A 22,983-nucleotide genomic window follows, 5' to 3' on the forward strand; every position below is an offset into this window, starting at 1 on the left:
TGCGGTTCTCCCTGAAATAGCTTCAAAGTGTGGACCATGATTGGCCATCGGTCGTTCGACTGGGCAAAAAACACCTACGCTGTAGCCGACCGTTTCGTAAAAGAGGATGTTACGTATGCGCTCATTGCGCCGGGTCGCGATCATTGGCGGCAATCGAATTCCGTTCTCCCGCTCCAACGGCCCTTATGCAAAGGCCAGTAACCAGGCAATGTTCACCGCCGCCCTCGAAGGGCTGATCGAGCGCTACAGCCTGCATGGCTTGCGTTTGGGCGAGGTGGTCGGCGGGGCGGTGCTCAAGCATTCGCGCGACATGAACATCAGCCGCGAAAGCGTGCTCGGCTCGCGGCTGTCACCGCAAACCCCGGCCTACGACGTGCAACTGGCCTGCGGCACGGGGCTGGAAACGGCGCTGCTGGTGGCCAACAAGATTGCCCTGGGGCAAATCGACAGCGCCATTGCCGGTGGCGTCGACACCACCTCCGATGCGCCAATTGCCGTCAACGAAGGGCTGCGCCAGATTCTGCTGCAGGCCAACCGGGCGCGCTCCACCGCCGACAAGCTCAAGGCCTTTTTGCAACTGCGTCCCGGGCACCTGAAACCGGAATTGCCGCGCAATGGTGAAGCGCGCACGGGCCTGTCCATGGGGCAGCACTGCGAGCTGATGGCGCAGACCTGGCACATCCCCCGACAGGAACAGGACGAACTGGCCCTGCTCAGCCATCGCAACCTGGCCGCGTCGTTTGCCGAGGGCTGGCACGACGATCTGCTGACCCCATTCCTGGGCCTGACCCGCGACAACAACCTGCGCCCGGACCTGACCCTGGAGAAACTCGCCAGCCTCAAGCCGGTGTTCGAGGGCAGTGACAAGGGCACGTTGACGCCGGGCAACTCGACACCGCTGACCGACGGCGCCTCGGTGGTGCTGCTGGGCAGTGAAGACTGGGCTCGCGAGCGCGGCTTGCCGGTGCTGGCCTATCTGGTCGATGGTGAAACCGCCGCGGTGGACTTCGTCAAAGGCCACGAAGGGCTGCTGATGGCCCCGGCCTACGCCGTGCCCCGTTTGCTGGCGCGCAATGGCCTGAGCCTGCAGGATTTTGACTATTACGAAATCCACGAAGCCTTTGCCGCACAGGTGTTGTGCACCCTCAAGGCCTGGGAGGACCCCGAGTATTGCAAGACCCGCCTGGGCCTCGAGGCACCGCTGGGGGCAATCGATCGCAGCAAGCTCAACGTCAAGGGCAGCTCGTTGGCTGCCGGGCATCCCTTCGCCGCCACCGGTGGGCGCATCCTGGCCAACATGGCCAAGCTGTTGGCCAGTGCCGGCAAGGGCCGTGGCCTGATCTCGATCTGCGCCGCCGGCGGTCAGGGCGTGACAGCGATCATCGAGCGTTGACCAGAGGCGACTGGTTGAGCTGTGGGGCCGGGCGATTGGCGTAGTGCTCGGCCATGATCGAGCAGATGATCAACTGCAACGGGTGATAGATCATGATCGGCAGCAGGATCAGCCCCAGCCCCGGGTGTGCACCGAAAATCAGCGCGGCCATCGGCGCGCCAGCGGCCAGGGACTTTTTGCTGGCACAGAACACCGCCGCAATCTCGTCCGCCGGGCTGAAGTTCAGGGCCCGCGCGGTCCGGGTGGTCAGCAGCAGGATCAAACCCAGCAGCAGGGCGCTGCCCACCAGAGCCGTGGCGATCACCGAGGCGCCTTGCTGCTGCCACATGCCCGAGACCATCGAGTTGCAAAACGCCGCATACACCAGCAGCAGGATCACCAGCTTGTCCATGACATTGGTGTAGCGCTTGTGCCTGGCGAAAAAGCGCCCGAACCAGGGCCGCAGCAACTGGCCGAGCAGCAGCGGTAGCAACAGTAGTGCGCACAGGTCGAGCAGGGTCGCGCCCAGATCAATGCCGTCACTGCCGCTGCCGAGCACCAGGCTCACCAGCCAGGGGGTGAGGAAGATGCCCAGTACGCTGGACAGGCTGGCATTGAGGATCGCTGCCGGCACGTTGCCGCCGGCACTGCCGGTCAGCGCCACCGATGAGGAAATGGTTGAGGGCAGGGCGCACAGGTAGAAGAAACCCAGCATCAGCAGCGCCGGCAACTGGCCGCCGAGCACCTTGTTACCCAGCCACCACAGCAGCGGAAAGACCACGAAGGTAAAACTCTGGACCATCAGGTGCAGGCGCCAGTTCTGCAAACCATGGCGGATCTGTTCACTGGAGAGGTTGATGCCGTGGAGGAAGAACACCAGGAACACGCCGACATTGATTATCACCTCGGCATGCAGCGCTCCGCCGCTACGGCCGAACTGCGGGAACAGCCAGGCGAGGAAGGTTGCCAGGAACATACCGCAGAAGAACCAGTCGGTTACCACACGTTTGAGGTGCTTGAGCGCTTGCATAGGCGGGCCTGCGAATCATTTTGTATTCATTGAGCCCAGAGGCTACGCTCAGCAGGTGATTACCGTCTTGCGACATAAGGCCAACTGATGCCGAGTAACGGACAAAAGCCGTCGGCCCGGGCGATTCCACAACTGGAGCGCTTGCCCCGGCCTCTGTATGCGCGCGCCGAAAGCCTCGGCGCCGGCTCCTGGACGCCGCGCCACCGGCACGACTGGGTGCAGTTCTCGTATGCGATCAGCGGGGTGCTCGGGGTCTATACCGCCGAAGGCAGCTACTTTGCCCCACCGCAGTGGGGCGTGTGGATTCCAGCCGGGGTCGAGCATGAGGTGGTGACGTCGATGCAGGCCGAGATGCGCAGCCTGTACGTGCGCCGCGAAGAGGCCAGTTGGGCGCCAGGGCAGTGCCGGGTACTGGAGGTAACGCCACTGGCTCGCGAACTGATCAAGCAGTTCTGCCTGGTGCCGGTGGACTATGCCGAAGGCAACAGCAGCGAGGCGCGGCTGGTTACGGTGTTGCTCGACCAGTTGCAGGCGTTGCCGGAAGTGGGGTTTTCGCTGCCGTTGCCGCAGCACCCGCGCTTGCTCGCGCTGTGTAACGAACTGCTCGAACAGCCCGAGCAGGGCCAGACGCTCGCGCAGTGGGCGCAGCGCATGAACACTTCGGAAAAAACCCTGACGCGCCTGTTCCAGCGCGAAACCGGCCTGAGCTTTCGCGGCTGGCGCCAGCGCATGCGCTTGTTGTCATCGCTGACCGCGCTGGAAGCCGGGCAGAGCGTTACCGAAGCCGCGCTGAGCTGCGGTTACGACTCCACCTCGGCCTATATCGCCGCCTTCAAGGGCCTGTTCGGCTCTACCCCGGGCGAGTTGCGCTTGTAGCCTTCAGGTACGGAAACGCCGTACCAGCGCATCCAGTTCGTTGGACAAACCGGCCAGGCTCTGCGAGTCCTGGCGCGCCGAATTGGCCAGCTCCGCCACCAACTGTGCATCACCATGGATCTGGCTGATATGGCGGTTGATGTCTTCGGCCACCTGGTGCTGCTCTTCGGCGGCGGTGGCGATTTGCGTGTTCATGTCGCGGATGACGTCCACCGACTCGCGGATCTGCCCGAAGCTGTTGCGTGCCTGGCCGATGCGGCTGACCGACTGTTGCGACACTTCCAGGCTGGCGTGCATCTGCTGGGCCACTTCACTGGTGCGGCTGGCCAGGTTGCCGAGCAGGTGGTCGATTTCGGCCGTGGAGTCTGCGGTGCGCTTGGCCAGCGCCCGTACCTCGTCGGCGACCACGGCAAAGCCGCGGCCCTGTTCACCGGCGCGCGCAGCTTCGATGGCGGCGTTGAGGGCCAGCAGGTTGGTCTGCTCGGCAATCGAGCGGATGGTGCCGAGGATCGACTGGATGGCGTTGCTGTCGCGCTCCAGTTGCTGCATCGACTGCGCCGACTGTTCGATCTCCTGGCTCAGGCGATCGACACTCTGCACTGCCGCGTCGATCTGCTGCTGGCCTTCGCGGGCCTGTTGCTGGCCGCTGTCGGCAGAGTCGGCGGCCTGGCTGCAGGAGCGCGCCACTTCGTTGGCAGTGGCGACCATTTCGTGGAAGGCGGTCGAGACCATGTCCACCGCTTCGCGCTGGCGCCCGGCGGCTTCAGCCATGTCGTGGGAGACCTGGGTCGAGCTGCTGGAGGTGGCGAGGATCTTGTTCGCCGCCTGGCCGATGTTCTGGATCAGGTTGCGGATCGCGGCCAGGAACTGGTTGAACCAGCTGGCCAGTTGCGCGGTTTCGTCGCGCCCGCGCACTTCCAGGCTGCGGGTCAGGTCGCCTTCGCCCTGGGCGATGCCTTCCAGGCCGCTGGTGACGCTGTGGATCGGGCGGACGATGAGCTTGGCAAAAGTCGCACCGACCAGGGCGAACACCGCTGCCAGGACGATGGCGATAGCGGCCACCAGCCAGGTCAGCTGGGTGGCGGTCTGCATCACTTCGTCATGGCGGATCAGGCCGATGAAATTCCAGCCCAGTTGCTCCGAGGGCCAGACGTTGGCCATGTAGCGCTCGCCGTCCAGCTCGACTTCGACCAGGCCCTTGCCGGCCTTGGCCAGTTGCGCGTAACCCTCGCCGAGGCTGCCCAACTGCTTGAAGTTGTGCGCTGGATCGCGTGGGTCGACCAGCACGCTGCCGTTATCTTCGAGCAGCATCAGGTAGCCGCTTTCACCGAGTTTGATCTGCTTGACGATCTCGGTCAGTTGCTTGAGCGAGACGTCGATGTTGACCACGCCGCCGGGGTTGCCGAGCTGGTTGGCGACGGCGCGCACGGTGCTCACCAGTACGGCGTCATCGCCGGCCCAGTAATAGGCGTCGGTGCGCAGGGTCTTGCCGGGATTGGCCATGGCCGCCTGGTACCAGGGGCGTTGGCGCGGGTCGTAGTTGGCCATTTTCGCATCGCCCGGCCAGAACGCGTAACCGCCGTCGCTCAGGCCGTAGGAGACGTAGGAGTAGGCCGGATGGCTGGTGGCGAGGCTGGCGAAGAAGTCATAGAGTTTCTTGTCCTGTTCGCCCAGGGCGATTTGCCCCGCATCGGCGCCCAGGTATTTTTTTACTTCGCCGCCGGTAGCGCTGACCAGCGGCTGGGCGGCCAGGTAATCGACGTTCTGGCTGATGCCTTCAAAGAACAGTTGCATGGCGTTGGCCACCTGGCGGATCTCGCGGCTGCTGCCGTCGACGAAGCCTTCGCGGGCTTCACTGCGCAGGTTGAGGACCACCAGGGTGGCGACCAGAATCACCGGCAAGCCGGCGATTACGGCGAAGGCCCAGGTCAGTTTTTGTTTTATGTTCATCCGCGCTCCAGAATTTTTCTTGTAAACGTACGAGGCTGCTGCAGACTACATCGGCCGTGTGCTCTGGAAATAAAGTGTTACTTGCGGGAAATCCCCCGTATTTATTGGTAATTACCGAATTTTGTGACCGATTGGTCGCCTTCGGGCAGAAAAAGAATGGCAAGTCAGGCTGATTGCCGTTACAACGCAGTGCGGTCTTGCTTCAGCGACAAGCAGGTTCCAGGACCTGTGACCTATAACAATCCCGTGTTTGGCCAGACAGGACCCCCGACAGAAACCGATGAAGACTCCAAAACGCATTGAACCGCTGGTTGAAGATGGACTGGTCGACGAAGTACTGCGACCGCTGATGAGTGGCAAGGAGGCTGCGGTGTATGTGGTCCGCTGCGGTCGGGAGCTACGGTGCGCCAAGGTCTACAAAGAAGCCAACAAGCGCAGTTTTCGCCAGGCCGCCGAGTACCAGGAAGGCCGCAAGGTGCGCAACAGCCGCCAGGCCCGGGCCATGGCCAAGGGCTCCAAGTTCGGCCGCAAGGAGGCAGAAGACGCCTGGCAGAACGCCGAAGTGGCGGCGCTGTTCCGCCTGGCCAATGCCGGTGTGCGGGTGCCCAAGCCGTATGATTTTCTTGATGGCGTGCTGCTCATGGAACTGGTCGCCGATGAACATGGTGATGCCGCGCCACGCCTGAACGACGTGCACCTGGAGCCTGAACAGGCCCGGGAGTACCACGCCTTCGTGATCCGCCAGATCGTGCTGATGCTTTGCACCGGCCTGGTCCATGGCGACCTCTCGGAATTCAACGTGCTGCTCGGGCCAGACGGCCCGGTGATCATCGACCTGCCGCAAGCGGTCGACGCCGCCGGCAACAACCACGCGTTCAGCATGCTCGAACGCGATGTCGGCAACATGGCCGCCTACTTCGGGCGCTTCGCCCCGGAGCTCAAGCAGACGCGCTATGCCCGCGAGATGTGGGCCCTGTACCAGGCCGGCAAGTTGCTGCCGGACAGCCCGTTGACCGGGGTATTCGCCGATGACGAGCACAGTGCCGACGTTGACGGAGTGATGCGCGAGATCGACGCGGCGCGCATTGATGAAGCCCGCCGGCGTGCGGCCAAGGCCGACGCCGAGCGGGGTACGGTCAAGGACGAAGAACCGGCGCCGCCCTGGCTCCAGTAAACGCGTCAGTGACAGCAGCTGCCGCCGGCTGCCAGGTCCTTGAGGATCGGGCAGTCCGGGCGGTCGTCGCCCTGGCAGTGGGCAACCAGCTCGCTCAAGGTGTCACGCAAGCTCACCAGTTCCTCGATGCGCCGGTTGAGGTCGTCGATGTGCTGGCTGGCCAGGGCCTTGACGTCAGCGCTGGCGCGCTGGCGGTCCTGCCACAGGGTCAGCAGGCGGGCGACTTCCTCCAGGGAAAACCCCAGGTCCCGCGAGCGCTTGATGAAGGCCAGTTGGTGCAGGTCTTCCTGCTGATACAGGCGATAGCCGCTGTCGCTGCGCAGGGCCGGCTTGAGCAGGCCGATCGACTCGTAATAGCGGATCATCTTCGCGCTCAGGCCCGAGCGGCGGGCGGCTTGGCCGATATTCATTGGGCATCGTCCTCAGGCGCGGTGGCCGGTTTCCAGGTTTTGAGCAGCAGCGCATTACTCACCACGCTGACACTCGACAGGGCCATGGCGGCGCCGGCCAGCACCGGGTTGAGCATGCCGAAGGCGGCCAGGGGAATGCCGATCAGGTTGTAGATAAACGCCCAGAACAGGTTCTGGCGGATCTTGGCGTAGGTCTTGCGGCTGATCTCCAGAGCCGCGGGCACCAGGCGCGGGTCGCCGCGCATCAGGGTAATGCCCGCCGCCTGCATGGCCACGTCGGTGCCGCCGCCCATGGCGATGCCGATATCCGCAGCGGCCAGGGCCGGAGCATCGTTGATACCATCGCCGACCATGGCCACCACGCCGGACTGCTTGAGCGTGGCAACGGTGGCGGCCTTGTCGGCCGGCAACACCTCGGCATACACGTCGGTGATGCCTAAGGCTTCGCCGACCACCTTGGCACTGCCGCGGTTGTCGCCGGTCAGCAGGTGGCTGCTGATGCCTTGCCCGGCCAACTGGCGAACCGCTTGCCCGGCGCCGGGCTTGAGGCTGTCGCCGAAGGCGAACAGGCCCAGCACCCGCGGTTGCGGGCTGCGCTCGATCAACCACGACAGGGTTCGGCCTTCGGCTTCCCAGGCCTGGGCATTGGCGGCCAGTTCACCGGGCTGCAAGCCGCTCTCATCCAGCATGCGGCGGTTGCCCAGGGCCAGCTCGCGACCGTCGAGGCTGCCGGCGATACCACGGCCAGTCAGCGACTGGCTGTTGCTGATATCGGCGACCCGCAGGCCTTGCTCTTCGCAGGCATCCAGCACCGCCTTGGCCAGCGGGTGCTCGCTGCCGCGCTGCAGGGCGCCGGCCATTTGCAGCAACTGCGCCTGGTCACCGACCAGCGCACGGCTGTGGACGATGCGCGGGCTGCCGGAGGTCAGGGTGCCGGTTTTGTCGAACACCACGCGGTTGACCGCATGGGCGCGCTCCAGTGCTTCGGCGTCCTTGATCAGGATGCCGTGACGGGCAGCGACGCCGGTGCCGGCCATGATTGCCGTCGGTGTGGCCAGGCCCAGGGCGCACGGGCAGGCAATCACCAGTACGGCGACGGCGTTGATCAGCGCGGTTTCGATCGGTGCGCCGCTCAGCCACCAGCCCACCAGGGTAATCAGCGCCAGCACCAGCACGGCCGGGACGAACACCTGGCTGACCCGGTCGACCAGTTTCTGGATTGGTGCCTTGGCCGCCTGGGCGTCTTCGACCAGACGAATGATGCGCGCCAGCACGGTTTCCGTGCCCAGCGCCAGGGTGCGGACCAGCAGTCGGCCTTCGCCGTTGATCGCGCCGCCGGTGACCTTGTCGCCCGGCTGTTTCGGTACCGGCAGGCTCTCGCCGCTGATCAGCGCTTCGTCGGCGTGGCTCTGGCCTTCGACGACTTCACCGTCGACCGGGAAGCGCTCGCCGGGCTTGACCAGCACCAGGTCATGCAGGCGCAGTTCGCTGATGGCGACATCGCGTTCCTGGCCGTCGACCAGCAACAGCGCGCGTTCCGGGCGCAGGGCCTCCAGGGCGCGGATGGCACTGGCGGTCTGGCGCTTGGCCCGGCTTTCGAGGTACTTGCCCAGCAAAATCAGGGCAATCACCACCGCCGAAGCTTCGAAGTACAGGTGCGGCATGACCCCGGCGCTGGCCGTGGCCCATTCGTAAAGACTCAGGCCGTAACCTGCGCTGGTGCCGATGGCCACCAGCAGGTCCATGTTGCCGGCACCGGCGCGCACGGCTTTCCACGCGGCGACGTAAAACCGCGCACCGAGGATGAACTGCACCGGGGTTGCCAGGACGAACTGCGCCCAGGCCGGCAGCATCCAGTGGATGCCGAAGGGTTGCAGGACCATTGGCAGCACCAGCGGCAGGGCCAGCAGCACCGCCAGGGCCACCGACCAGCGCTCCTTGCGCAGGCGGTGTTCGGCGTCGGCCTGGTTGACCTTGGCGCTCTGTGGCAGGCTGGCGCTGTAGCCGGCCTGGCGGACGGCATCGATCAGCACGTTGCTGTCGACCTGGCCGAGCAGCTGCAGGTGGGCACGTTCGTTGGCCAGGTTGACGGTCACCTGCTGTACGCCGGCGACCTTGGCCAGGGCCCGCTCGACGCGCCCGGCGCAGGAAGCGCAGGTCATGCCGCCGATCTGCAGCTCGAGGGTTTGCGCGGGCACGCTGTAGCCGGCTTGTTCAACGGCTTCGACCAGCGCCGGCAGGCTGTCGGCCGGGGCCTGGATGCGGGCCTGTTCGGTGGCCAGGTTGACACTGACCTGTTCGGCACCGACGACCTTGCGCAGGGCGCGCTCGACCCGGCCAGCACAGCTGGCGCAGGTCATGCCGGCAATCGGCAGGTCGAATGTGGTAGATGCGGACATGGGGCACTCCTCCTTGGACAGGCCTCAAGCATCAACCTTGCCATGCGGGGAAGGTCAATAGCCCAGGCCGGCCCTGATCAGCTTGAGGCCATTCTGGTCCACGGCGATGCGGTATTTATTGATCTCGCCGGCCTTGAGCGTGAGCTTCTGGTTGCGCTGGTTCTCCAGGCCGTTCTGGCAGCCCGGCATCTGTGCCGGCAGCAGGCGCAGGCGCACCGCGACCTTGCCCGGCGGCAGGTTGAACGAGGTCGACTGCTCCTGGAACAGCCGCGCCGAAAGCTGGTCATTAAGGTACACGCCGATCTCGCACGAGGTCGCCACTTCCAGGCGCTCGCGGGAAATGGTCAGAATGCTGTAGTCGGCGTTGCCCTCGGCACTGGCCGCGGGCACCAGGCCCATTACTCCCAGCAGGCCGAAAAGGCCCAAAGCTGCCCTGCGCATGAATTCAAACTCCTGCAAATCGATTCTCAGGCTTGCAGCTTGGCGGAGCGGCGCGCTGATTTCCAGCCCGGCAGGCAATCCTCGTACTTGACCTTGCCCCGATGGCAAGCTTGAGACTGCGCTCAAACCCCACAGGAGGCTGTTGCAATGCAAGTATTCACTGTTCAAGGAATGACCTGCGGCCATTGCGCCAAAGCTATCACGCGTGCCGTTCGCGAGCATGATGATGAGGCTGTGGTCGAGATCGATCTGGCGCGCAAGCAGGTTAAAGTGCAGAGCGATTTGCCGGCAGACAATATTCTCAAGGCAATTCGGGCAGAGGGCTACGGCGCCGAGCCAGCCTGACCGCCGACGCCGGCGCGGTGGATAAAAGATTCATCGCGCAGGCGTAACTCTGTCAGCGAAACCCCGGCAGGGCGGTTAGACTAGCGGACTTGCTTAGCCTGCTACGGATTTCCGATGAACCTGCGAACCATCCTGATTCTCGGCGCCTTGAGTGCGTTCGGGCCCCTGGCGATCGACTTCTACCTGCCCGGTTTCCCGGCCATGGCGCTGGCCTTTGGCACCGACGAGAAGCACATCCAGACCACTCTCGCGGCGTACTTCCTTGGCCTGTCGCTGGGCCAGCTGGCCTATGGGCCGGTGGCCGACCGCTTTGGCCGGCGCATTCCGCTGCTGGTCGGGGTGACCTTGTTCACCCTGGCGTCGCTGGCCTGCGCTTTCGCTCCGAGCCTTGATGCATTGATTCTGGCGCGTTTTGTCCAGGCCCTCGGCGGTTGCGCGGGGATGGTACTGTCGCGGGCGATCGTCAGCGACAAGTGCGATGCCGTGGGGTCGGCCAAGGTCTTCTCGCAACTGATGCTGGTCATGGGCCTGGCGCCGATCCTGGCACCCATGCTCGGTGGCTTGATGGTCAACCTGTACGGCTGGCAGTCGATCTTCATTGCCCTGACCCTGTTCAGTGCCCTGTGCACCCTGGCTGTGGCCCTGGGCCTGCCCGAAAGCCTGCCGGCCAACCAGCCGCGCCCGCCGTTGTCCGGTTCGCTGCGCCAGTACGGCCGGCTGTTCAAGGACCGCATCTTCCTCGGCCATGCCTTGACCGGTGGCATCGCCATCGCCGGCATGTTTGCCTACATCGCCGGCTCGCCGTTCGTCTTCATCAAGCTCTATGGGGTGCCGGCCGAGCACTATGGCTGGCTGTTCGGCAGTAACGCGGCGGGGTTCATTCTGGTGGCGCAGGTCAACGCACGGCTGCTGGCCAAGCGTGGCCCGGCCTTCTTGCTGGCCCGGGCGGTGTGGGTTTACCTGGCGGCGGGCCTGACCCTGCTGGGCATCAGCGCATTGCATCCGGCGGCGCTGTGGCCATTGCTGATTCCGCTGTTCATCTGTATCGCCAGCCTCGGCTGCATCATCCCCAACGCCTCGGCCTGCGCCATGAGTGGGCAGGGCGCCCGGGCCGGTAGCGCTTCGGCACTTCTCGGTTGCCTGCAGTTCAGTGTGGCGGCCGCGGCTGCGGCGCTGGTGGGGGTGCTGCACGACGGCACGGCGGTGCCGATGGCCATCGTTATCAGCCTGTGCGGCCTGGCGGTAGTGAGCGTGGCGATGCTGACCCGCAGGCTTAACCTCAGCCGCTCCGTTTGAGCGGGTGCGGCGCCTGGAGCCGGGCTTGCAGGGTGTTGACGAAGGCGCGGGCCTCGGCCTCGCTGCGAAAGCTGACCACATGCTGGTCGAGCTGGACCTGCCATGGGCAGCCGGGCTTTTTTGCTGATGCACTGACCTGGATATTCATATCTGCATACCTGAGGTTGGCGTTGGCTGATGCATTGTAGCGCCGGCCACGGGCAGCGGAATAACCTGAGTCAGTTGTCGGACTGACGGTCGCGCCCACCCCGCCAGCGAGGTGGGCGCGAACTTTCAGAAGCCTTCCAGAACGATCTTGCCCTTCGCCGCTCCGCTTTCCAGCAGAGCATGGGCGCGGCGCAGGTTGGCGGCGTTGATGGTGCCGAAGTGCTCGCCCAGGGTGGTTTTCAGCGTGCCGTCGTCGATCAGTTCAGCGACCCGGTTGAGCAGCTTGTGCTGTTCGATCATGTCGGTGGTTTCAAACAGCGAGCGGGTGTACATGAACTCCCAGTGCAGCGACAGGCTCTTGCGCTTGAGCTTGGTCACATCCACCTGCTTGGGGTCATCGATCAGCGCCAGCTTGCCTTGTGGCGCCAGGGCCTCGATCAGTTGATCCAGGTGCTGGTCGGTCTGGGTCAGGCTGGCGACGTGGGTCACCTGCTCGATGTCCTGGGCCTTGAGCGCGGCGGCCAGCGGCAGGCTGTGGTCGACGACATTATCGGCACCCAGCTCACGGACCCAGTCCTGGGTTTGCGGGCGCGAGGCGCTGCCGATCACGGTGAGGCCAGTGAGCTTGCTGGCCAGTTGTGTGAGGATCGAGCCGACACCGCCGGCGGCACCGACAATCAGCAGGCTCTGGCCGAGATCCTGCTGTCCTTCGGCGATCTGCAGGCGTTCGAACAACAGCTCCCAGGCGGTAATGGCGGTCAACGGCAGCGCCGCCGCTTCGGCAAAGCCCAGGGTTTTCGGCATGTGCCCGACGATCCGCTCATCCACCACGTGCAATTCACTGTTGCCGCCGGCACGGGCGATGGAGCCTGCGTAGTAGACCTTGTCGCCCGGCTGGAACAGGCTGACCTCGCTGCCCACCGCCTTGACCACGCCGGCCACGTCCCAGCCCAGGACCTTGGCGGCGCCGCCCTCTGGCTGCACGTTCTGGCGAACCTTGGTATCCACCGGGTTTACCGAGATCGCCCGCACCTCCACCAGCAGGTCGCGTGGGCCAGGCTCCGGGGCGGGTAGTTCGATGTCTTGCAGGGCTGCTGCATCGCTGATGGGCAGGGAGTGATAGTAGGCAATGGCTTTCATGGAAATTCCTCGGCGGGGTCGTCAATGAGGGCCATGATTGGTGCTTTCACTTGCGGTTAAAAGCCGCTAAAACTACAGAATCTTTCAATATTATTTTGATAATGGCGGTGTGTTGGGTGCGTATCGATGATCTGCAGTTGTTCGTTCGTGCCGCCGAACTGGGCAGCCTGTCTGCTGCGGCTCGCTTGCTCGATTTGTCACCGGCCGTGGCCAGCGCGTCACTCAAGCGCCTGGAGCAGCAATTGGGCGTGCGCTTGCTGGCGCGCTCGACCCGCAATCTGCGCCTGACCGCCGAGGGCGAGGGATTTTTGCAACATGCCCGTTCCGCCCTGGCGAGCCTGGAGGAGGGCCGGCGAATCCTGGCTCATGGGCAGGACCAGGTCAGCGGTACCTTGCTGTTGTCGGCACCGTCCGATTTTGGCCGTAACGTATTGTTGCCCTGGCTCGATGAACTCCAACATGAACACCCGCAACTGAATGTGCGTCTGCTGCTGGGCGACCGCAACGCCGACCTTTTCCGGCAGGCGGCGGACATCGCCCTGCGCTACGGTGCACCGGAAGACTCAAGCCTGGTGGCCCTGCCCTTGTGCCCGGACAACCGCCGGGTGTTGTGTGCCTCGCCTGCCTATCTGGCCCGGCATGGCGAGCCGATGGAAGTCGCGCATCTGGCCCAGCACAATTGCCTGCTGTATCAGCTTGGCAGTCGTGTGCATGACCATTGGCGCTTTGGCCAGGGCGCCGGCGAGGTGGGTGTTAGCGTGAGCGGTGATCGCTTCTGCGACGATGCCGATGTGGTTCGGCGCTGGGCGCTGGCGGGTGTCGGCATCGCTTACAAGTCCTGGCTGGATGTGGCCAATGACGTGCAGGCCGGGCGCTTGAGGATAGTGTTGCCTCACTTGTGTGGTGAAGCCGCGCCGTTGAACCTGATGTGCACGCACCGGGCGCAACTGGGCAAGCCGGTGCAGTTGTTGCGAAATATGCTTCGAGCTCGTTGCCAGGCATTGTTTGAGAAGTTGCCTGGTATTACAGGCTAAAGCACTTTCGATTTCCCACATTCCTACGTGGTTAGCAGGTAGCATTTGTGAGTTACAGTAAAATTTATTGTAGGTTTTATCTGGCGATATAACACCAGGGATAATCCGCCAGTTGCGGGCAAGATATGTAACGTGGGGCTTGGGCTGCAGATGTGCGAACGTCTCTGCAAAGCCTTTGAAGACGGCCCCTGCCAAGGTTGCCCATACCATGGCGATCCGCCGGATTAAGTTCGCGCAACGCGGCTTATAATGGATCCAGCAGTCATTTCCAGCGAGAGATACTTCCATGTCCAGGGCGGCAACTGACGCCTCTCACACGACGTTTTGATAACTTCCACTTCCTGCTTTTCTGGCATCGGACACCTCGCAGTAAATGCTGCCGACATGGTTAATCAATCGATATCAGACATGATCTCGCAGGGAGTTTGAGATATGAAACCAGTAACAAGTATCAGCCAGATCGCCAGCTTGTTGGCCGACCCAAAACGCAGTGCAATGCTATGGGCCTTGATCGATGGCATGGCCCGTCCTTCCGATGAACTTGCCAGCATGGCCGGGCTGACGCCTTCTTCTGCCTGTGCTCACCTGGCCAGGTTGTCGGCCAGTGGCTTACTGAAGCTGGAGCCGCGGGGGCGCAAACGTTACTTCAGGCTGGCCGCGCCGGAGGTCGGGGCGGCTGTCGAAGCGCTGGCCAGTGTCCAGGTAAAAACCCCCGAAGACAGCCGCGAGCAAGAGGTGGGCGGCATTCCGTTGTCCATGCGCCGGGCAAGATTGTGCGGTGATCACCTGGGCGGCGAGCTTGCGGCGGATCTCTATCAGCGCTTGTTTGATGCCGGCTGGCTGGAGGGCAGCGAACAGCACATCGAAGTTACCCAGTATGGCCGGACGCAGTTCGCGGCTTACGGCATTTTCATCGAGGCGCTGGCCCAGCATCAACGTCGAAGCTTCAGCAGTTGCCGCTGCTGCAGTGAGTGGAGCGATCATCGCCCGCATCTGGGTGGCGCGCTGGGCAGCAGCCTGCTCAAGCTGTTCCTGCAGTCTGGCTGGATCCGCGAGAGTGAAACCTCGCGCATGCTACAGATCAGTGCCACAGGTTTGGCCCATATCAACCGTATGGCCCAGGTTGCAGTGTTGAAGACTGCTGGCTGAATCCACAAGGCGCCTGCCTGGCGGGCGTCGTTGCGGTGTCTGGCGAGCTCGCTGCTGACAATTGGCCCTAAGGCAGATGCCGTGACACTCGGGGTTGGCACAACTTACGGGGAATAGAGTGGGGGCAGATTCACCGGTTCGCCGGATCGCCGCGAAGGACTGCATCGCAGTCCGGTCTTTGGGGCCGCTGTGCGACACCCTTTGCGGCTGAATCCGCTCCCACTTGCCGCCTGTCAGGCTTTGACCAACCGCGCATCCAGGCTGTTCTGCGCCAGGCGCCGCGCCTGGTCCTGGGTCATGCCCAGGTGCTCATGCAGGGCCTGGAAGTTCTCGGTGACGTAACCACCGAAGTACGCCGGGTCATCGGAGTTGACCGTGACCTTCACGCCACGCTCGAGCATGTCGAGGATGTTGTGCTGGCTCATGTGGTCGAACACGCACAGCTTGGTATTGGACAGCGGGCAGACGGTCAGCGGGATTTGCTCGTCGATGATCCGCTGCATCAGCCGCTCGTCCTCGATGGCGCGCACGCCGTGGTCGATCCGCTGGATCTTGAGCAGGTCGATGGCTTCCCAGATGTACTCGGGCGGGCCTTCTTCGCCGGCGTGGGCAACGGTCAGGAAACCTTCGCTGCGGGCACGGTCGAACACGCGCTGGAACTTGCTCGGCGGATGGCCCATTTCCGAGCTGTCGAGGCCGACGGCAATGAAGGCATCGCGAAACGGCATGGCCTGGTCGAGAGTCTTGTGCGCTTCTTCTTCACTGAGGTGGCGCAGGAAGCTGAGGATCAGGCCGCTGCTGATGCCCAGTTGTTGCTGGCCATCCTTGAGTGCGCCGCTGATGCCGTTGAGCACCACTTCGAACGGGATACCGCGATCGGTGTGGGTTTGCGGGTCGAAAAACGGCTCGGTGTGAATCACGTTCTGCGCCTTGCAGCGCTGCAGGTAGGCCCAGGTCAGGTCATAGAAGTCCTGCTCGGTGCGCAATACGTCGGCGCCCTGATAGTAGAGGTCGAGAAATTCCTGCAGGTTGTTGAACGCGTAGGCGCCGCGCAGGGCTTCGACATCATTCCAGGGCAGGGCGATCTTGTTGCGCTCGGCCAGGGCGAACAGCAACTCGGGCTCCAGCGATCCTTCCAGGTGCAGGTGCAATTCTGCCTTGGGCAGAGCGTTAAGCCAGTCGTACATAGTGGTGAAATCTCATCAGGTGCGGTTGGCGCCATTCTACAGAGCTTGCGCTATGTGCGCGGAGAAAGCTGACCAGGCGGTTACTTCGGGAAACCTTCTACAGTGACTACAGTCACTAGCCAGTACCCACTTGCGCAGGGCTGCCGATGCTTGCACTACTGAATCAGGAAAAGCCCCTGTTGCTTGCAGTGCTGCTGGCCGCGCTGGCCTGGCCGCTGCAGGGCCAGCTGCTCGGGCATGGCCATGGCGTGGCGCTGTTTGCCGGCGCGGTGCTGGTGGCGGCGATCATCTGTGCCTCGATGCGCGTGGCCCAGCACGCCGAGCTGCTTGCGGAAAAAGTCGGCGACCCTTACGGCACCATGATCCTGACCCTGTCGGCGGTGATGGTCGAGGTGCTGATCCTGGCGATCATGATGAGCAACCAGGCCTCGCCGACCCTGGTGCGGGACACCATCTACTCGGCGGTGATGCTCGACATCAACGGCATCCTCGGCCTGGCCGCGCTGATGGGCGGGCTCAAGCATGGCGAGCAGTCGTACAACGATGATTCGGCGCGCACCTACAGCGTGATGATCATGACTGCCATGGGCGTGTCGATGGTGGTGCCGGAGTTCATTCCGCGTGCCGACTGGAAGCTCTATTCGGGGTTTACCATCGCCGCGATGGTGCTGCTTTATGCCTTGTTCCTGCGGATGCAGGTCGGGCCGCACAGCTACTTCTTCAGTTACAGTTACCCACAGAAAAAACGCCGTGATCCGCAGGGTGGTACAGCGGCGCCGGTGAATAAAGTCCGCTCGATCGCCATTCTGGTCAGCGGCGTGGTGATCATCGGCCTGCTTGCCGAAGTCATGTCCCACACCCTTGACTACGGCCTGGAAGGCAGCGGTGCGCCACCGGTGCTGATGGCTATCGTGGTGGCGACCATTTCTGCCGCTCCGGAGATTCTCACCGCCTTGCGCGCAGCATTGGCCAACCGCATGCAGTCGGTGGTCAATATCGCCCTGGGTGCGTCGCTGTCCACGGTGATATTGACCGTTCCGCTGATGGAGGCGATGGCGCTCTACACCGGCCAGCCGTTCCAGATGGCCATGACCCCGGTGCAGACGGTGATGATCTTCATCACCCTGATTGTCAGCGCGATCAACCTCAACGATGGCGAAACCAACGCGATCGAGGGCATGACCCACTTCGTGCTGTTCGCCACCTTCATCATGCTCGCACTACTAGGCCTTTGAGCCTTCAGCCAGCGATCAACTGGGCGGCGGCCTGACGGTGATCGGCGATGAGTTTTTGCACGTCGAGGCCTTCGATCTGGCCATCGATCACCCGCCACTGGCCGCCGACCATGACCCGGTCGGCGCGGTCGGCGCCGCACAGCAGCAGCGCCGAGAGTGGATCGTGGCTGCCGGAGAAGCGCAGCTCGTCGAGTTTGAACAGGGCCAGGTCAGCCTGTTTGCCCACCGCCAGTTCGCCGATGTCGGTACGCCCGAGCAACTGCGCCGAGCCACGGGTGGCCCAACCCAGTACCAGCTCCGGGGTGATCGCTTCGGCGCCATAGCGTAGCCGTTGCAGGTACAGGGCCTGGCGTGCTTCGAGGATCATGTTCGACGCATCGTTGGAGGCCGAACCGTCTACGCCCAGGCCCACTGGCGCACCGGCGCCGGTCAGTTCCAGGGTCGGGCAGATGCCCGAGGCCAGGCGCATGTTCGAACTTGGGCAATGGCAAATGCCGGTGCCGGCGGCGCCGAGACGGGCGATTTCATCCGGATTGAAATGGATGCCATGGGCCAGCCAGGTGCGCGGGCCGAGCCAGCCGACGCTGTCGAGGTAATCGACCGTGCGCAGGCCGAAGCGCTGCAGGCAGAAGTCTTCTTCATCGAGGGTTTCGGCCAGGTGGGTGTGCAGGCGCACGTCCAGCTCTGCGGCGAGGTCAGCGCTGGCGCGCATGATCTCAGGGGTGACCGAGAACGGCGAGCAGGGTGCCAGGGCGATCTGGATCTGCGCACCGTCACCACGCTCGTGGTAGCTGTGGATAAGTCGCTGGCTGTCGGCCAGGATCACTTCGCCCTGCTGCACTGTCTGTTGCGGCGGCAGGCCGCCGTCGGCTTCGCCCAGGCTCATGGAGCCGCGGGTGAGCATGGCGCGCATGCCCAGTTTGCGTACCGCTTCGACCTGCACGTCGATGGCGTTCTCCAGGCCATCGGGGAACAGGTAGTGGTGATCGGCAGCGGTGGTGCAGCCCGACAGCAACAGCTCGGCCAGGGCTACGCGGGTCGCCAGTTCAAGCTTGGCCGGGGTCAGCCGGGCCCAGACCGGGTACAGGGTTTTCAGCCAGGGGAACAGTGGCTGGTTGACCACCGGCGCCCAGGCGCGGGTCAGGGTCTGGTAGAAGTGGTGGTGGGTGTTGATAAGTCCCGGCAGTACTACGTGTTCGCGGGCGTCGAAGACTTGTCCACAGGGGTTGGCCGGGGTTTGGCCAAGGCCGAGGACTTCATCGATACGGCCGTCTTCAATCACCAGGCCGCCACGGGCGTCGAGGGTGTTGGCGGTGAAGATGGCGAGGGGGGTTTTCAACCAGATACGGGTCGCAGGCATGGTGCCGGCTCCTCTGAAAGTGGGTTCAGGTTAGCCAGCTCAGTGTTGCCCTGTCTGCTGATCCAGGTCCGCCGCGGTGGGCGAGGCGTCGAGTCTACACCCACCGCGCGGGATTTCACCAGATCAGGCTTTCGCCTTTGTAGTTGATGAATTGCAGGCCGCCTTTGCCGGCATTGACCTTGATCTGCTCTAGCATGCCGCGGGTGCTGGTCAGCACGTCGATCTCGGCGTTTTCGCCGCCCATGTCGGTTTTCACCCAGCCTGGGTGCATGGCCAGGACAGTTTGCTGTGGCTGTTGCAGGGTAACGAAGCTATTGATCATCGAGTTCAGGGCCGCCTTGCTGGCCTTGTACAGGCACATCTCGCTGCCGTCGGGAATGGCGACGCTGCCAAGGATCGAACTCATGAACGCCAGCACGCCGTCGTTATGTAATTGCGCGGTGAAGCGCTGGGCGACGCGGATGGGCGACACGGCATTGGTCAGAAACAGATCGCCAACATCGGCCGGTTGCGCGCGCTCAGGGTTCTGGTCGCCCGGGCCCATGACCCCGGCATTGACAAACAGCAGGTCAAACACCTGCCCCTTCAAGCGCTGCTGGAGGGCATCCAGTTGGCTGCCATTGTTCATTTCCAGGGTTTCGACCTGCACGCCGGGCAGGGCGCTGAGAGTATCGGCCTTGGCCGGGTCGCGCACGGTAGCGATCACGTTCCAGCCGTCTTCCACCAGGCGTTGCACCAGGCCAAGACCCAGGCCGCGCGAGGCGCCAATGATCAGGGCGGTTTTGTTCGTGGACATGGGAAACTCCTTTCAGGGGTTATCAATCGTTGATCAAAGAATAACCAGTCTAGCCAAGCCGTGGCCCAGCAAGCTGTTGGCGCAGGGGTGCACGGCTTATCCACAGCTTGCTCCACAGTATTTGTGTGCAAGCATGCAGGCGGGGTATAAGCCCCGCAGTGGCGGCTTCCAGGCCCAATAACTGGGGATAACTTACTGATTTTTCGCCAGTTCAAGCGCTGTCATGAAATCTTGATCAAAATATGATCGTTCTTCTGAAAGCCCCGTGGTTAAAGGCTCGCAGGCGAATGCCCAGAGCTTATCCACAGCCGGGCCCACAGTGAATGTGGGCAAATGTTCAGGCCCGTTCCAGCAGGATACGGCCACGGCTGAGGTCCGCTAGCTGGCGTTGCAGCGCGTCGATCTGTTCCTCGCCCAAGGCCAGGCGCAGGTCGACGCCATTGGCGGTGAACTGCTCGTCCAGCACCAGGCCATCGGCCTCCGCTACGCGCAATTTGAGCAGTGCCAGTTCGCTGAAGCTGCAACTGCAGGTCAGTTCGCTGCGGCTGACCAGCAAGCGCTTTTCTGCCTGCTGCAAGCACTTGTTGGCACCACCGCCATACGCGCGGGCCAGGCCACCGGTACCCAATTGAATGCCGCCGTACCAGCGGATCACCAGGACCACCACCTGGTCGCAATCCTGCGCTTCGATGGCCGCCAGGATCGGCCGCCCGGCGGTGCCGCCGGGTTCGCCGTCGTCACTGCTGCGGTATTGCCCGCCAAGTTTCCAGGCCCAGCAGTTGTGGGTGGCGGCGAGGTCGCTGTGGCGTTCGATGAAGCTCATGGCTTCGGCCGGGCTGCTGATCGGCGCAGCCAGGGTGATGAAACGGCTCTTGCGAATCTCTTCGCGAAACTCGCAGGTGTCGAGCAGGGTAAAAGGCATAAGGCAGGTTCAGTCGCGAGGTGTCAGGCCACAGCCCTTGAGAATGATGTGGATAAGGTTGTTGCTGGCATCTTCCATGTCCTGCTTGGTCAGGCGGCTGCGGCCCGTGACCTGGCAGATCTGGGTGGCGAAGTCGGCATAGTGCTGGGTGCTGCCCCAGAGCAGGAAGATCAGGTGTACCGGGTCGACCGGGTCCATTTTGCCGGCGTCGATCCAGGCCTGGAATACCGCCGCTCGGCCCTTGAACCAGGCGCGGTAGTCTTCGCTGAAATAGTCGCTCAGGCACTGCCCGCCGCTGATGATCTCCATGGCGAAGATCCGCGATGCCTGTGGGTTGCGCCGGGAGAACTCCATCTTGGTGCGGATGTAGCTGCTCAAGGCCTGGGCCGGGTCGTCGTCGACGGTCAGGGCGTTGAAGGTGCTGTCCCACAACTCGATGATGTTGCTCAGCACCGCTACATAGAGGCCGAGTTTGTTGGTGAAGTAATAGTGCAGGTTGGCCTTGGGCAACCCGGCCTTGAGGGCGATGGTGTTCATGCTGGTGCCCTTGAAGCCGTGGCGGGCGAACTCGTCCTCGGCGGCCTGGATGATGGCCTGCTCGTTCTTCTGGCGAATGCGGCCAGCGGGCTTGCCCGAGGCTTGGAGGCGATGCGCAGGGACTTCAAAGGTCATGAACGATTCCAGACAAGGCAATGGGTATCTCTTATGAGTGGCTAACCTACCAGCATTAGCCCTCAGCGAGTAGCCGCCAGGCTTTCGAGGAAGCTTTCCAGCACCAGGTGCGGACGCCGGCCTTTGCGTGTTACCCAGCACAGGCTCAGATCATAAAAGCGCTCGCTGGACTTGAGTGCCCGCAGTCTGCCTTGCTGCACCCAGAAGGTTGCATAGTGGTCGGGCAGGTAGCCGATGTAGCGGCCGGTCAGGATCAGAAACGCCATGCCTTCGCGGTCCGAGGCACTGGCGGTGCAGTTGAGCGCCTGGTAATGAGCCTGTATATCCGCGGGCAGGCGAAAGGTCGGGGCAATGGCGTCCTGGCTGTTGAGGCGTTCATCGTCCAGTTGCTGGTCGTCGGCATAAAACAGCGGGTGGCCGACCGCGCAGTAGAGCAGCGAGCGCTCGCTGTACAGCGGCTGGTACTCAAGGCCCGACAGCGGGCTGGTTTGCGGAACCACGCCAACATGCAGGCTGCCATCGAGCACGCCCTGTTCGACCTGGCTGGGGGCGATCATGCGGATCTGGATGCGCACGTCCGGGCCGCGGTCCTTGAGCTGGGCCAGGGCATGGGTAATGCGCATGTGCGGCAGGGTCACCAGGTTGTCGGTCAGGCCGATGTTCAACTCGCCGCGCAAATGCTGGTGCAGGCCGTTGACCTCGGTGCGAAAACTCTCCAGGGCGCTGAGCAGCTGCAACGCCGACTGATACACCTCGCGGCCTTCTTCGGTCAGCGAAAAACCGGCGCGCCCGCGCTGGCACAGGCGCAGGCCCAGGCGCTGCTCGAGGTCGCTCATCTGCTGGCTGATGGCCGAGCGACCGATGCCCAGGACGTTCTCGGCGGCCGAAAAGCCGCCGCACTCCACCACGCTGCGGTAGATCTTCAGCAGGCGGATATCGAAATCGCTGACCTGGGCCAAGGGTTGTGGACGTTTCACGCGATGCCTTTGCGTTGAGGAACATGAAAGGCACACAACATACGCTGATCAGACATTCTCGCGCCAGCGGCGCGCCTGGACGAGCAGGGCCGGGGCGAAATGCAGTACGACCATCCGCAGCAGGTGGTGCGTCAGGATGAATACCACATTCAGCCCACCGCTGAAGGCGACGATGGCAATGGTCTCGATGGCGCCGGGCATGTAGGCCAGCCACAAGGTGAACGGGTCGCTGTCCAGCACCTTGGCGGCCACCCCGGCAAAGGCGGCGGCGACCAGTAGCATCAGGCCCACGGACATCAGCCCGGCGCGACCGTGACGGATGAGCTCCTTGAAGCTGATTTCCCTGAACCTGGCGCCGATAAGCACACCGAGGATCAGGGCTGCAGCATCGACACTCCATTGCGGCATATGGAAGCCATGCAACAGCCCCAACTTTACGTAGATCCCGGAGGCTATGATCGCTGTCAGCATGAAAGGGGCAGGCACACCGACTTTCAACAGCAGGCGGCCAAGCACAATGCACACGGCGATCAGCGAAAGCAGTGCAAGCACTGTCATGACGGTCAGCGGACTGTCCGCGCTTGCAGGCGCTGCGGCAGTTGCCGGTATGCATAGACTCACCAGCAATGTGATCGACAGCAGCCGCACCAGGTGTACAACGATCACTTTGCTCGACGCACGCTCCGACTCAAGCAGATCGAACACCGCCGCCAAGGCGCCCGGGTAGACGGCAAGGAGTGAATCCTTGCGGTTCCACGCCGAGACTTTCTGCAACCACAGGGCAGCCACGGCAATTTGCGTCGCCAGGCACAGGATCAACAAACCGAGGCTCGGCAGCATGGTTGCCACTGTCTGGTTGTCCCAGGCCTCGAACATCAGGCCGGTGGCAATGCCCAGGACGATCTGCACATAGCCGAGGCCCAAGCGCAGCCGGGGAGCCACATTGAACCTGCTGACGACAATTGCCGTCGCCACTATCGAGCCCAGTAGCAGGCCATGGGGCACGCCAGCGTACTGCAAGGCGGTGCCAGCCAAAGCAGCGATCAGCAAACACACGAAGGTTTTCATAGG

At 63.3% G+C, this 22,983-nt stretch carries 22 protein-coding genes and 1 pseudogene; 8 read left to right on the plus strand and 15 right to left on the minus strand.

The genetic code is table 11. From position 1 onward, the window contains the following. The first annotated feature begins 115 nt into the window (after nucleotides 1-115). Nucleotides 116-1,393 carry an acetyl-CoA C-acetyltransferase gene (locus ABIE20_RS24700; protein ID WP_429507986.1) on the plus strand — a complete coding sequence of 426 codons (1,278 nt, stop codon included), beginning with the start codon at nucleotides 116-118 and terminating at the stop codon, nucleotides 1,391-1,393. Here ABIE20_RS24700 and ABIE20_RS24705 read toward each other — a convergent pair. Further along, on the minus strand, nucleotides 1,380-2,402 hold the full coding sequence (locus tag ABIE20_RS24705; protein ID WP_429507988.1) for a bile acid:sodium symporter family protein: 1,023 nt from the start codon (nucleotides 2,400-2,402) through the stop codon (nucleotides 1,380-1,382). The two genes, ABIE20_RS24700 and ABIE20_RS24705, sit on opposite strands and share 14 nt — an antisense overlap. A gap of 87 nt (nucleotides 2,403-2,489) precedes the next feature. Between ABIE20_RS24705 and ABIE20_RS24710 the strand changes: the two genes are divergently transcribed. Continuing rightward, nucleotides 2,490-3,278, plus strand: a complete 789-nt coding sequence (locus ABIE20_RS24710; protein ID WP_429507989.1) for an AraC family transcriptional regulator — start codon at nucleotides 2,490-2,492, stop codon at nucleotides 3,276-3,278. 3 nt (nucleotides 3,279-3,281) lie between these two features. On the opposite strand, the gene ABIE20_RS24715 is transcribed toward ABIE20_RS24710, so the two are convergent. Both ABIE20_RS24715 and ABIE20_RS24720 read right to left on the minus strand, forming a co-directional pair. Continuing rightward, nucleotides 3,282-4,049 carry a methyl-accepting chemotaxis protein gene (locus tag ABIE20_RS24715; RefSeq protein ID WP_429508012.1) on the minus strand — a complete coding sequence of 256 codons (768 nt, stop codon included), beginning with the start codon at nucleotides 4,047-4,049 and terminating at the stop codon, nucleotides 3,282-3,284. Between the two features lie 90 nt (nucleotides 4,050-4,139). Continuing rightward, nucleotides 4,140-5,228, minus strand: a pseudogene (locus tag ABIE20_RS24720) (HAMP domain-containing protein); the annotation flags it as partial. 280 nt (nucleotides 5,229-5,508) lie between these two features. On the opposite strand from ABIE20_RS24720, the gene ABIE20_RS24725 reads away from it, so the two are divergent. Next, nucleotides 5,509-6,402 (plus strand): PA4780 family RIO1-like protein kinase, encoded by an 894-nt coding sequence (locus ABIE20_RS24725; protein WP_429507991.1) that lies wholly within the window; start codon nucleotides 5,509-5,511, stop codon nucleotides 6,400-6,402. Between the two features lie 5 nt (nucleotides 6,403-6,407). On the opposite strand, the gene cueR is transcribed toward ABIE20_RS24725, so the two are convergent. From cueR to ABIE20_RS24740, 3 genes are read right to left on the minus strand one after another with little or no spacing between them, the layout of a single operon-like run. Further along, nucleotides 6,408-6,812, minus strand: a complete 405-nt coding sequence (cueR, locus tag ABIE20_RS24730; protein WP_010221738.1) for a Cu(I)-responsive transcriptional regulator — start codon at nucleotides 6,810-6,812, stop codon at nucleotides 6,408-6,410. Then, the gene (locus ABIE20_RS24735; RefSeq protein ID WP_429507993.1) at nucleotides 6,809-9,211 is read right to left on the minus strand and encodes a heavy metal translocating P-type ATPase; all 2,403 of its coding nucleotides are present in this window, start codon (nucleotides 9,209-9,211) and stop codon (nucleotides 6,809-6,811) included. The genes cueR and ABIE20_RS24735 overlap by 4 nt, the downstream gene beginning before the upstream one ends. Before the next feature lie 54 nt (nucleotides 9,212-9,265). After that, nucleotides 9,266-9,652, minus strand: a complete 387-nt coding sequence (locus ABIE20_RS24740; RefSeq protein ID WP_045197115.1) for a hypothetical protein — start codon at nucleotides 9,650-9,652, stop codon at nucleotides 9,266-9,268. A gap of 147 nt (nucleotides 9,653-9,799) precedes the next feature. Between ABIE20_RS24740 and ABIE20_RS24745 the strand changes: the two genes are divergently transcribed. Next, nucleotides 9,800-9,997 carry a heavy-metal-associated domain-containing protein gene (locus ABIE20_RS24745; protein ID WP_045197079.1) on the plus strand — a complete coding sequence of 66 codons (198 nt, stop codon included), beginning with the start codon at nucleotides 9,800-9,802 and terminating at the stop codon, nucleotides 9,995-9,997. A gap of 114 nt (nucleotides 9,998-10,111) precedes the next feature. Further along, the gene (locus ABIE20_RS24750; RefSeq protein WP_123565040.1) at nucleotides 10,112-11,293 is read left to right on the plus strand and encodes a multidrug effflux MFS transporter; all 1,182 of its coding nucleotides are present in this window, start codon (nucleotides 10,112-10,114) and stop codon (nucleotides 11,291-11,293) included. On the opposite strand, the gene ABIE20_RS24755 is transcribed toward ABIE20_RS24750, so the two are convergent. Both ABIE20_RS24755 and ABIE20_RS24760 read right to left on the minus strand, forming a co-directional pair. Then, nucleotides 11,277-11,441 carry a hypothetical protein gene (locus tag ABIE20_RS24755; RefSeq protein ID WP_010221743.1) on the minus strand — a complete coding sequence of 55 codons (165 nt, stop codon included), beginning with the start codon at nucleotides 11,439-11,441 and terminating at the stop codon, nucleotides 11,277-11,279. The two genes, ABIE20_RS24750 and ABIE20_RS24755, sit on opposite strands and share 17 nt — an antisense overlap. A 125-nt stretch (nucleotides 11,442-11,566) precedes the next feature. Next, nucleotides 11,567-12,580, minus strand: a complete 1,014-nt coding sequence (locus tag ABIE20_RS24760) for a zinc-binding alcohol dehydrogenase family protein (protein ID WP_429507995.1) — start codon at nucleotides 12,578-12,580, stop codon at nucleotides 11,567-11,569. Nucleotides 12,581-12,681: 101 nt separating this feature from the next. On the opposite strand from ABIE20_RS24760, the gene ABIE20_RS24765 reads away from it, so the two are divergent. Next, entirely contained in the window at nucleotides 12,682-13,614 is a 933-nt protein-coding gene (locus tag ABIE20_RS24765) for a LysR family transcriptional regulator (protein WP_429507996.1), read from the plus strand. 432 nt (nucleotides 13,615-14,046) lie between these two features. Further along, complete coding sequence (locus ABIE20_RS24770; RefSeq protein WP_429507998.1) at nucleotides 14,047-14,763, plus strand: ArsR/SmtB family transcription factor; 717 nt, start codon at nucleotides 14,047-14,049, stop codon at nucleotides 14,761-14,763. Between the two features lie 233 nt (nucleotides 14,764-14,996). Here ABIE20_RS24770 and ABIE20_RS24775 read toward each other — a convergent pair whose 3' ends face one another. After that, nucleotides 14,997-15,950: an adenosine deaminase gene (locus ABIE20_RS24775; protein ID WP_429507999.1), complete on the minus strand. Its 954-nt coding sequence runs from the start codon at nucleotides 15,948-15,950 to the stop codon at nucleotides 14,997-14,999. Between the two features lie 146 nt (nucleotides 15,951-16,096). On the opposite strand from ABIE20_RS24775, the gene ABIE20_RS24780 reads away from it, so the two are divergent. Further along, nucleotides 16,097-17,185, plus strand: coding sequence for a calcium:proton antiporter (locus ABIE20_RS24780; RefSeq protein ID WP_429508000.1), 1,089 nt, complete (start codon nucleotides 16,097-16,099; stop codon nucleotides 17,183-17,185). Nucleotides 17,186-17,189: 4 nt separating this feature from the next. Here ABIE20_RS24780 and ABIE20_RS24785 read toward each other — a convergent pair whose 3' ends face one another. The 6 genes from ABIE20_RS24785 to ABIE20_RS24810 form a co-directional block, all read right to left on the minus strand. Next, nucleotides 17,190-18,545, minus strand: coding sequence for an 8-oxoguanine deaminase (locus tag ABIE20_RS24785; RefSeq protein ID WP_429508002.1), 1,356 nt, complete (start codon nucleotides 18,543-18,545; stop codon nucleotides 17,190-17,192). Nucleotides 18,546-18,660: 115 nt separating this feature from the next. Next, nucleotides 18,661-19,341 (minus strand): SDR family oxidoreductase, encoded by a 681-nt coding sequence (locus ABIE20_RS24790; protein WP_429508003.1) that lies wholly within the window; start codon nucleotides 19,339-19,341, stop codon nucleotides 18,661-18,663. Between the two features lie 337 nt (nucleotides 19,342-19,678). Continuing rightward, the gene (locus ABIE20_RS24795) at nucleotides 19,679-20,263 is read right to left on the minus strand and encodes an IMPACT family protein (RefSeq protein ID WP_429508005.1); all 585 of its coding nucleotides are present in this window, start codon (nucleotides 20,261-20,263) and stop codon (nucleotides 19,679-19,681) included. 9 nt (nucleotides 20,264-20,272) lie between these two features. Then, complete coding sequence (locus tag ABIE20_RS24800) at nucleotides 20,273-20,935, minus strand: TetR/AcrR family transcriptional regulator (protein ID WP_038997319.1); 663 nt, start codon at nucleotides 20,933-20,935, stop codon at nucleotides 20,273-20,275. Between the two features lie 62 nt (nucleotides 20,936-20,997). Continuing rightward, nucleotides 20,998-21,912, minus strand: coding sequence for a LysR family transcriptional regulator (locus ABIE20_RS24805; RefSeq protein ID WP_429508006.1), 915 nt, complete (start codon nucleotides 21,910-21,912; stop codon nucleotides 20,998-21,000). Nucleotides 21,913-21,960: 48 nt separating this feature from the next. Then, the gene (locus ABIE20_RS24810; RefSeq protein WP_429508007.1) at nucleotides 21,961-22,980 is read right to left on the minus strand and encodes an AbrB family transcriptional regulator; all 1,020 of its coding nucleotides are present in this window, start codon (nucleotides 22,978-22,980) and stop codon (nucleotides 21,961-21,963) included. Nucleotides 22,981-22,983: the final 3 nt, after the last annotated feature.

The sequence above is a fragment of the Pseudomonas sp. 2835 genome (genome assembly GCF_050435905.1).
Classification (GTDB): Bacteria; Pseudomonadota; Gammaproteobacteria; order Pseudomonadales; family Pseudomonadaceae; genus Aquipseudomonas.

Bases quoted from the DNA above. Each gene is read 5' to 3' on its own strand.
- ABIE20_RS24700 (WP_429507986.1), top strand. From the start codon at position 116: ATGCGCTCATTGCGCCGGGTCGCGATCATTGGCGGCAATCGAATTCCG.
- ABIE20_RS24705 (WP_429507988.1), bottom strand. From the start codon at position 2,402: ATGCAAGCGCTCAAGCACCTCAAACGTGTGGTAACCGACTGGTTCTTC.
- ABIE20_RS24710 (WP_429507989.1), top strand. From the start codon at position 2,490: ATGCCGAGTAACGGACAAAAGCCGTCGGCCCGGGCGATTCCACAACTG.
- ABIE20_RS24715 (WP_429508012.1), bottom strand. From the start codon at position 4,049: ATGGCTGAAGCCGCCGGGCGCCAGCGCGAAGCGGTGGACATGGTCTCG.
- ABIE20_RS24725 (WP_429507991.1), top strand. From the start codon at position 5,509: ATGAAGACTCCAAAACGCATTGAACCGCTGGTTGAAGATGGACTGGTC.
- cueR (WP_010221738.1), bottom strand. From the start codon at position 6,812: ATGAATATCGGCCAAGCCGCCCGCCGCTCGGGCCTGAGCGCGAAGATG.
- ABIE20_RS24735 (WP_429507993.1), bottom strand. From the start codon at position 9,211: ATGTCCGCATCTACCACATTCGACCTGCCGATTGCCGGCATGACCTGC.
- ABIE20_RS24740 (WP_045197115.1), bottom strand. From the start codon at position 9,652: ATGCGCAGGGCAGCTTTGGGCCTTTTCGGCCTGCTGGGAGTAATGGGC.
- ABIE20_RS24745 (WP_045197079.1), top strand. From the start codon at position 9,800: ATGCAAGTATTCACTGTTCAAGGAATGACCTGCGGCCATTGCGCCAAA.
- ABIE20_RS24750 (WP_123565040.1), top strand. From the start codon at position 10,112: ATGAACCTGCGAACCATCCTGATTCTCGGCGCCTTGAGTGCGTTCGGG.
- ABIE20_RS24755 (WP_010221743.1), bottom strand. From the start codon at position 11,441: ATGAATATCCAGGTCAGTGCATCAGCAAAAAAGCCCGGCTGCCCATGG.
- ABIE20_RS24760 (WP_429507995.1), bottom strand. From the start codon at position 12,580: ATGAAAGCCATTGCCTACTATCACTCCCTGCCCATCAGCGATGCAGCA.
- ABIE20_RS24765 (WP_429507996.1), top strand. From the start codon at position 12,682: ATGGCGGTGTGTTGGGTGCGTATCGATGATCTGCAGTTGTTCGTTCGT.
- ABIE20_RS24770 (WP_429507998.1), top strand. From the start codon at position 14,047: ATGAAACCAGTAACAAGTATCAGCCAGATCGCCAGCTTGTTGGCCGAC.
- ABIE20_RS24775 (WP_429507999.1), bottom strand. From the start codon at position 15,950: ATGTACGACTGGCTTAACGCTCTGCCCAAGGCAGAATTGCACCTGCAC.
- ABIE20_RS24780 (WP_429508000.1), top strand. From the start codon at position 16,097: ATGCTTGCACTACTGAATCAGGAAAAGCCCCTGTTGCTTGCAGTGCTG.
- ABIE20_RS24785 (WP_429508002.1), bottom strand. From the start codon at position 18,545: ATGCCTGCGACCCGTATCTGGTTGAAAACCCCCCTCGCCATCTTCACC.
- ABIE20_RS24790 (WP_429508003.1), bottom strand. From the start codon at position 19,341: ATGTCCACGAACAAAACCGCCCTGATCATTGGCGCCTCGCGCGGCCTG.
- ABIE20_RS24795 (WP_429508005.1), bottom strand. From the start codon at position 20,263: ATGCCTTTTACCCTGCTCGACACCTGCGAGTTTCGCGAAGAGATTCGC.
- ABIE20_RS24800 (WP_038997319.1), bottom strand. From the start codon at position 20,935: ATGACCTTTGAAGTCCCTGCGCATCGCCTCCAAGCCTCGGGCAAGCCC.
- ABIE20_RS24810 (WP_429508007.1), bottom strand. From the start codon at position 22,980: ATGAAAACCTTCGTGTGTTTGCTGATCGCTGCTTTGGCTGGCACCGCC.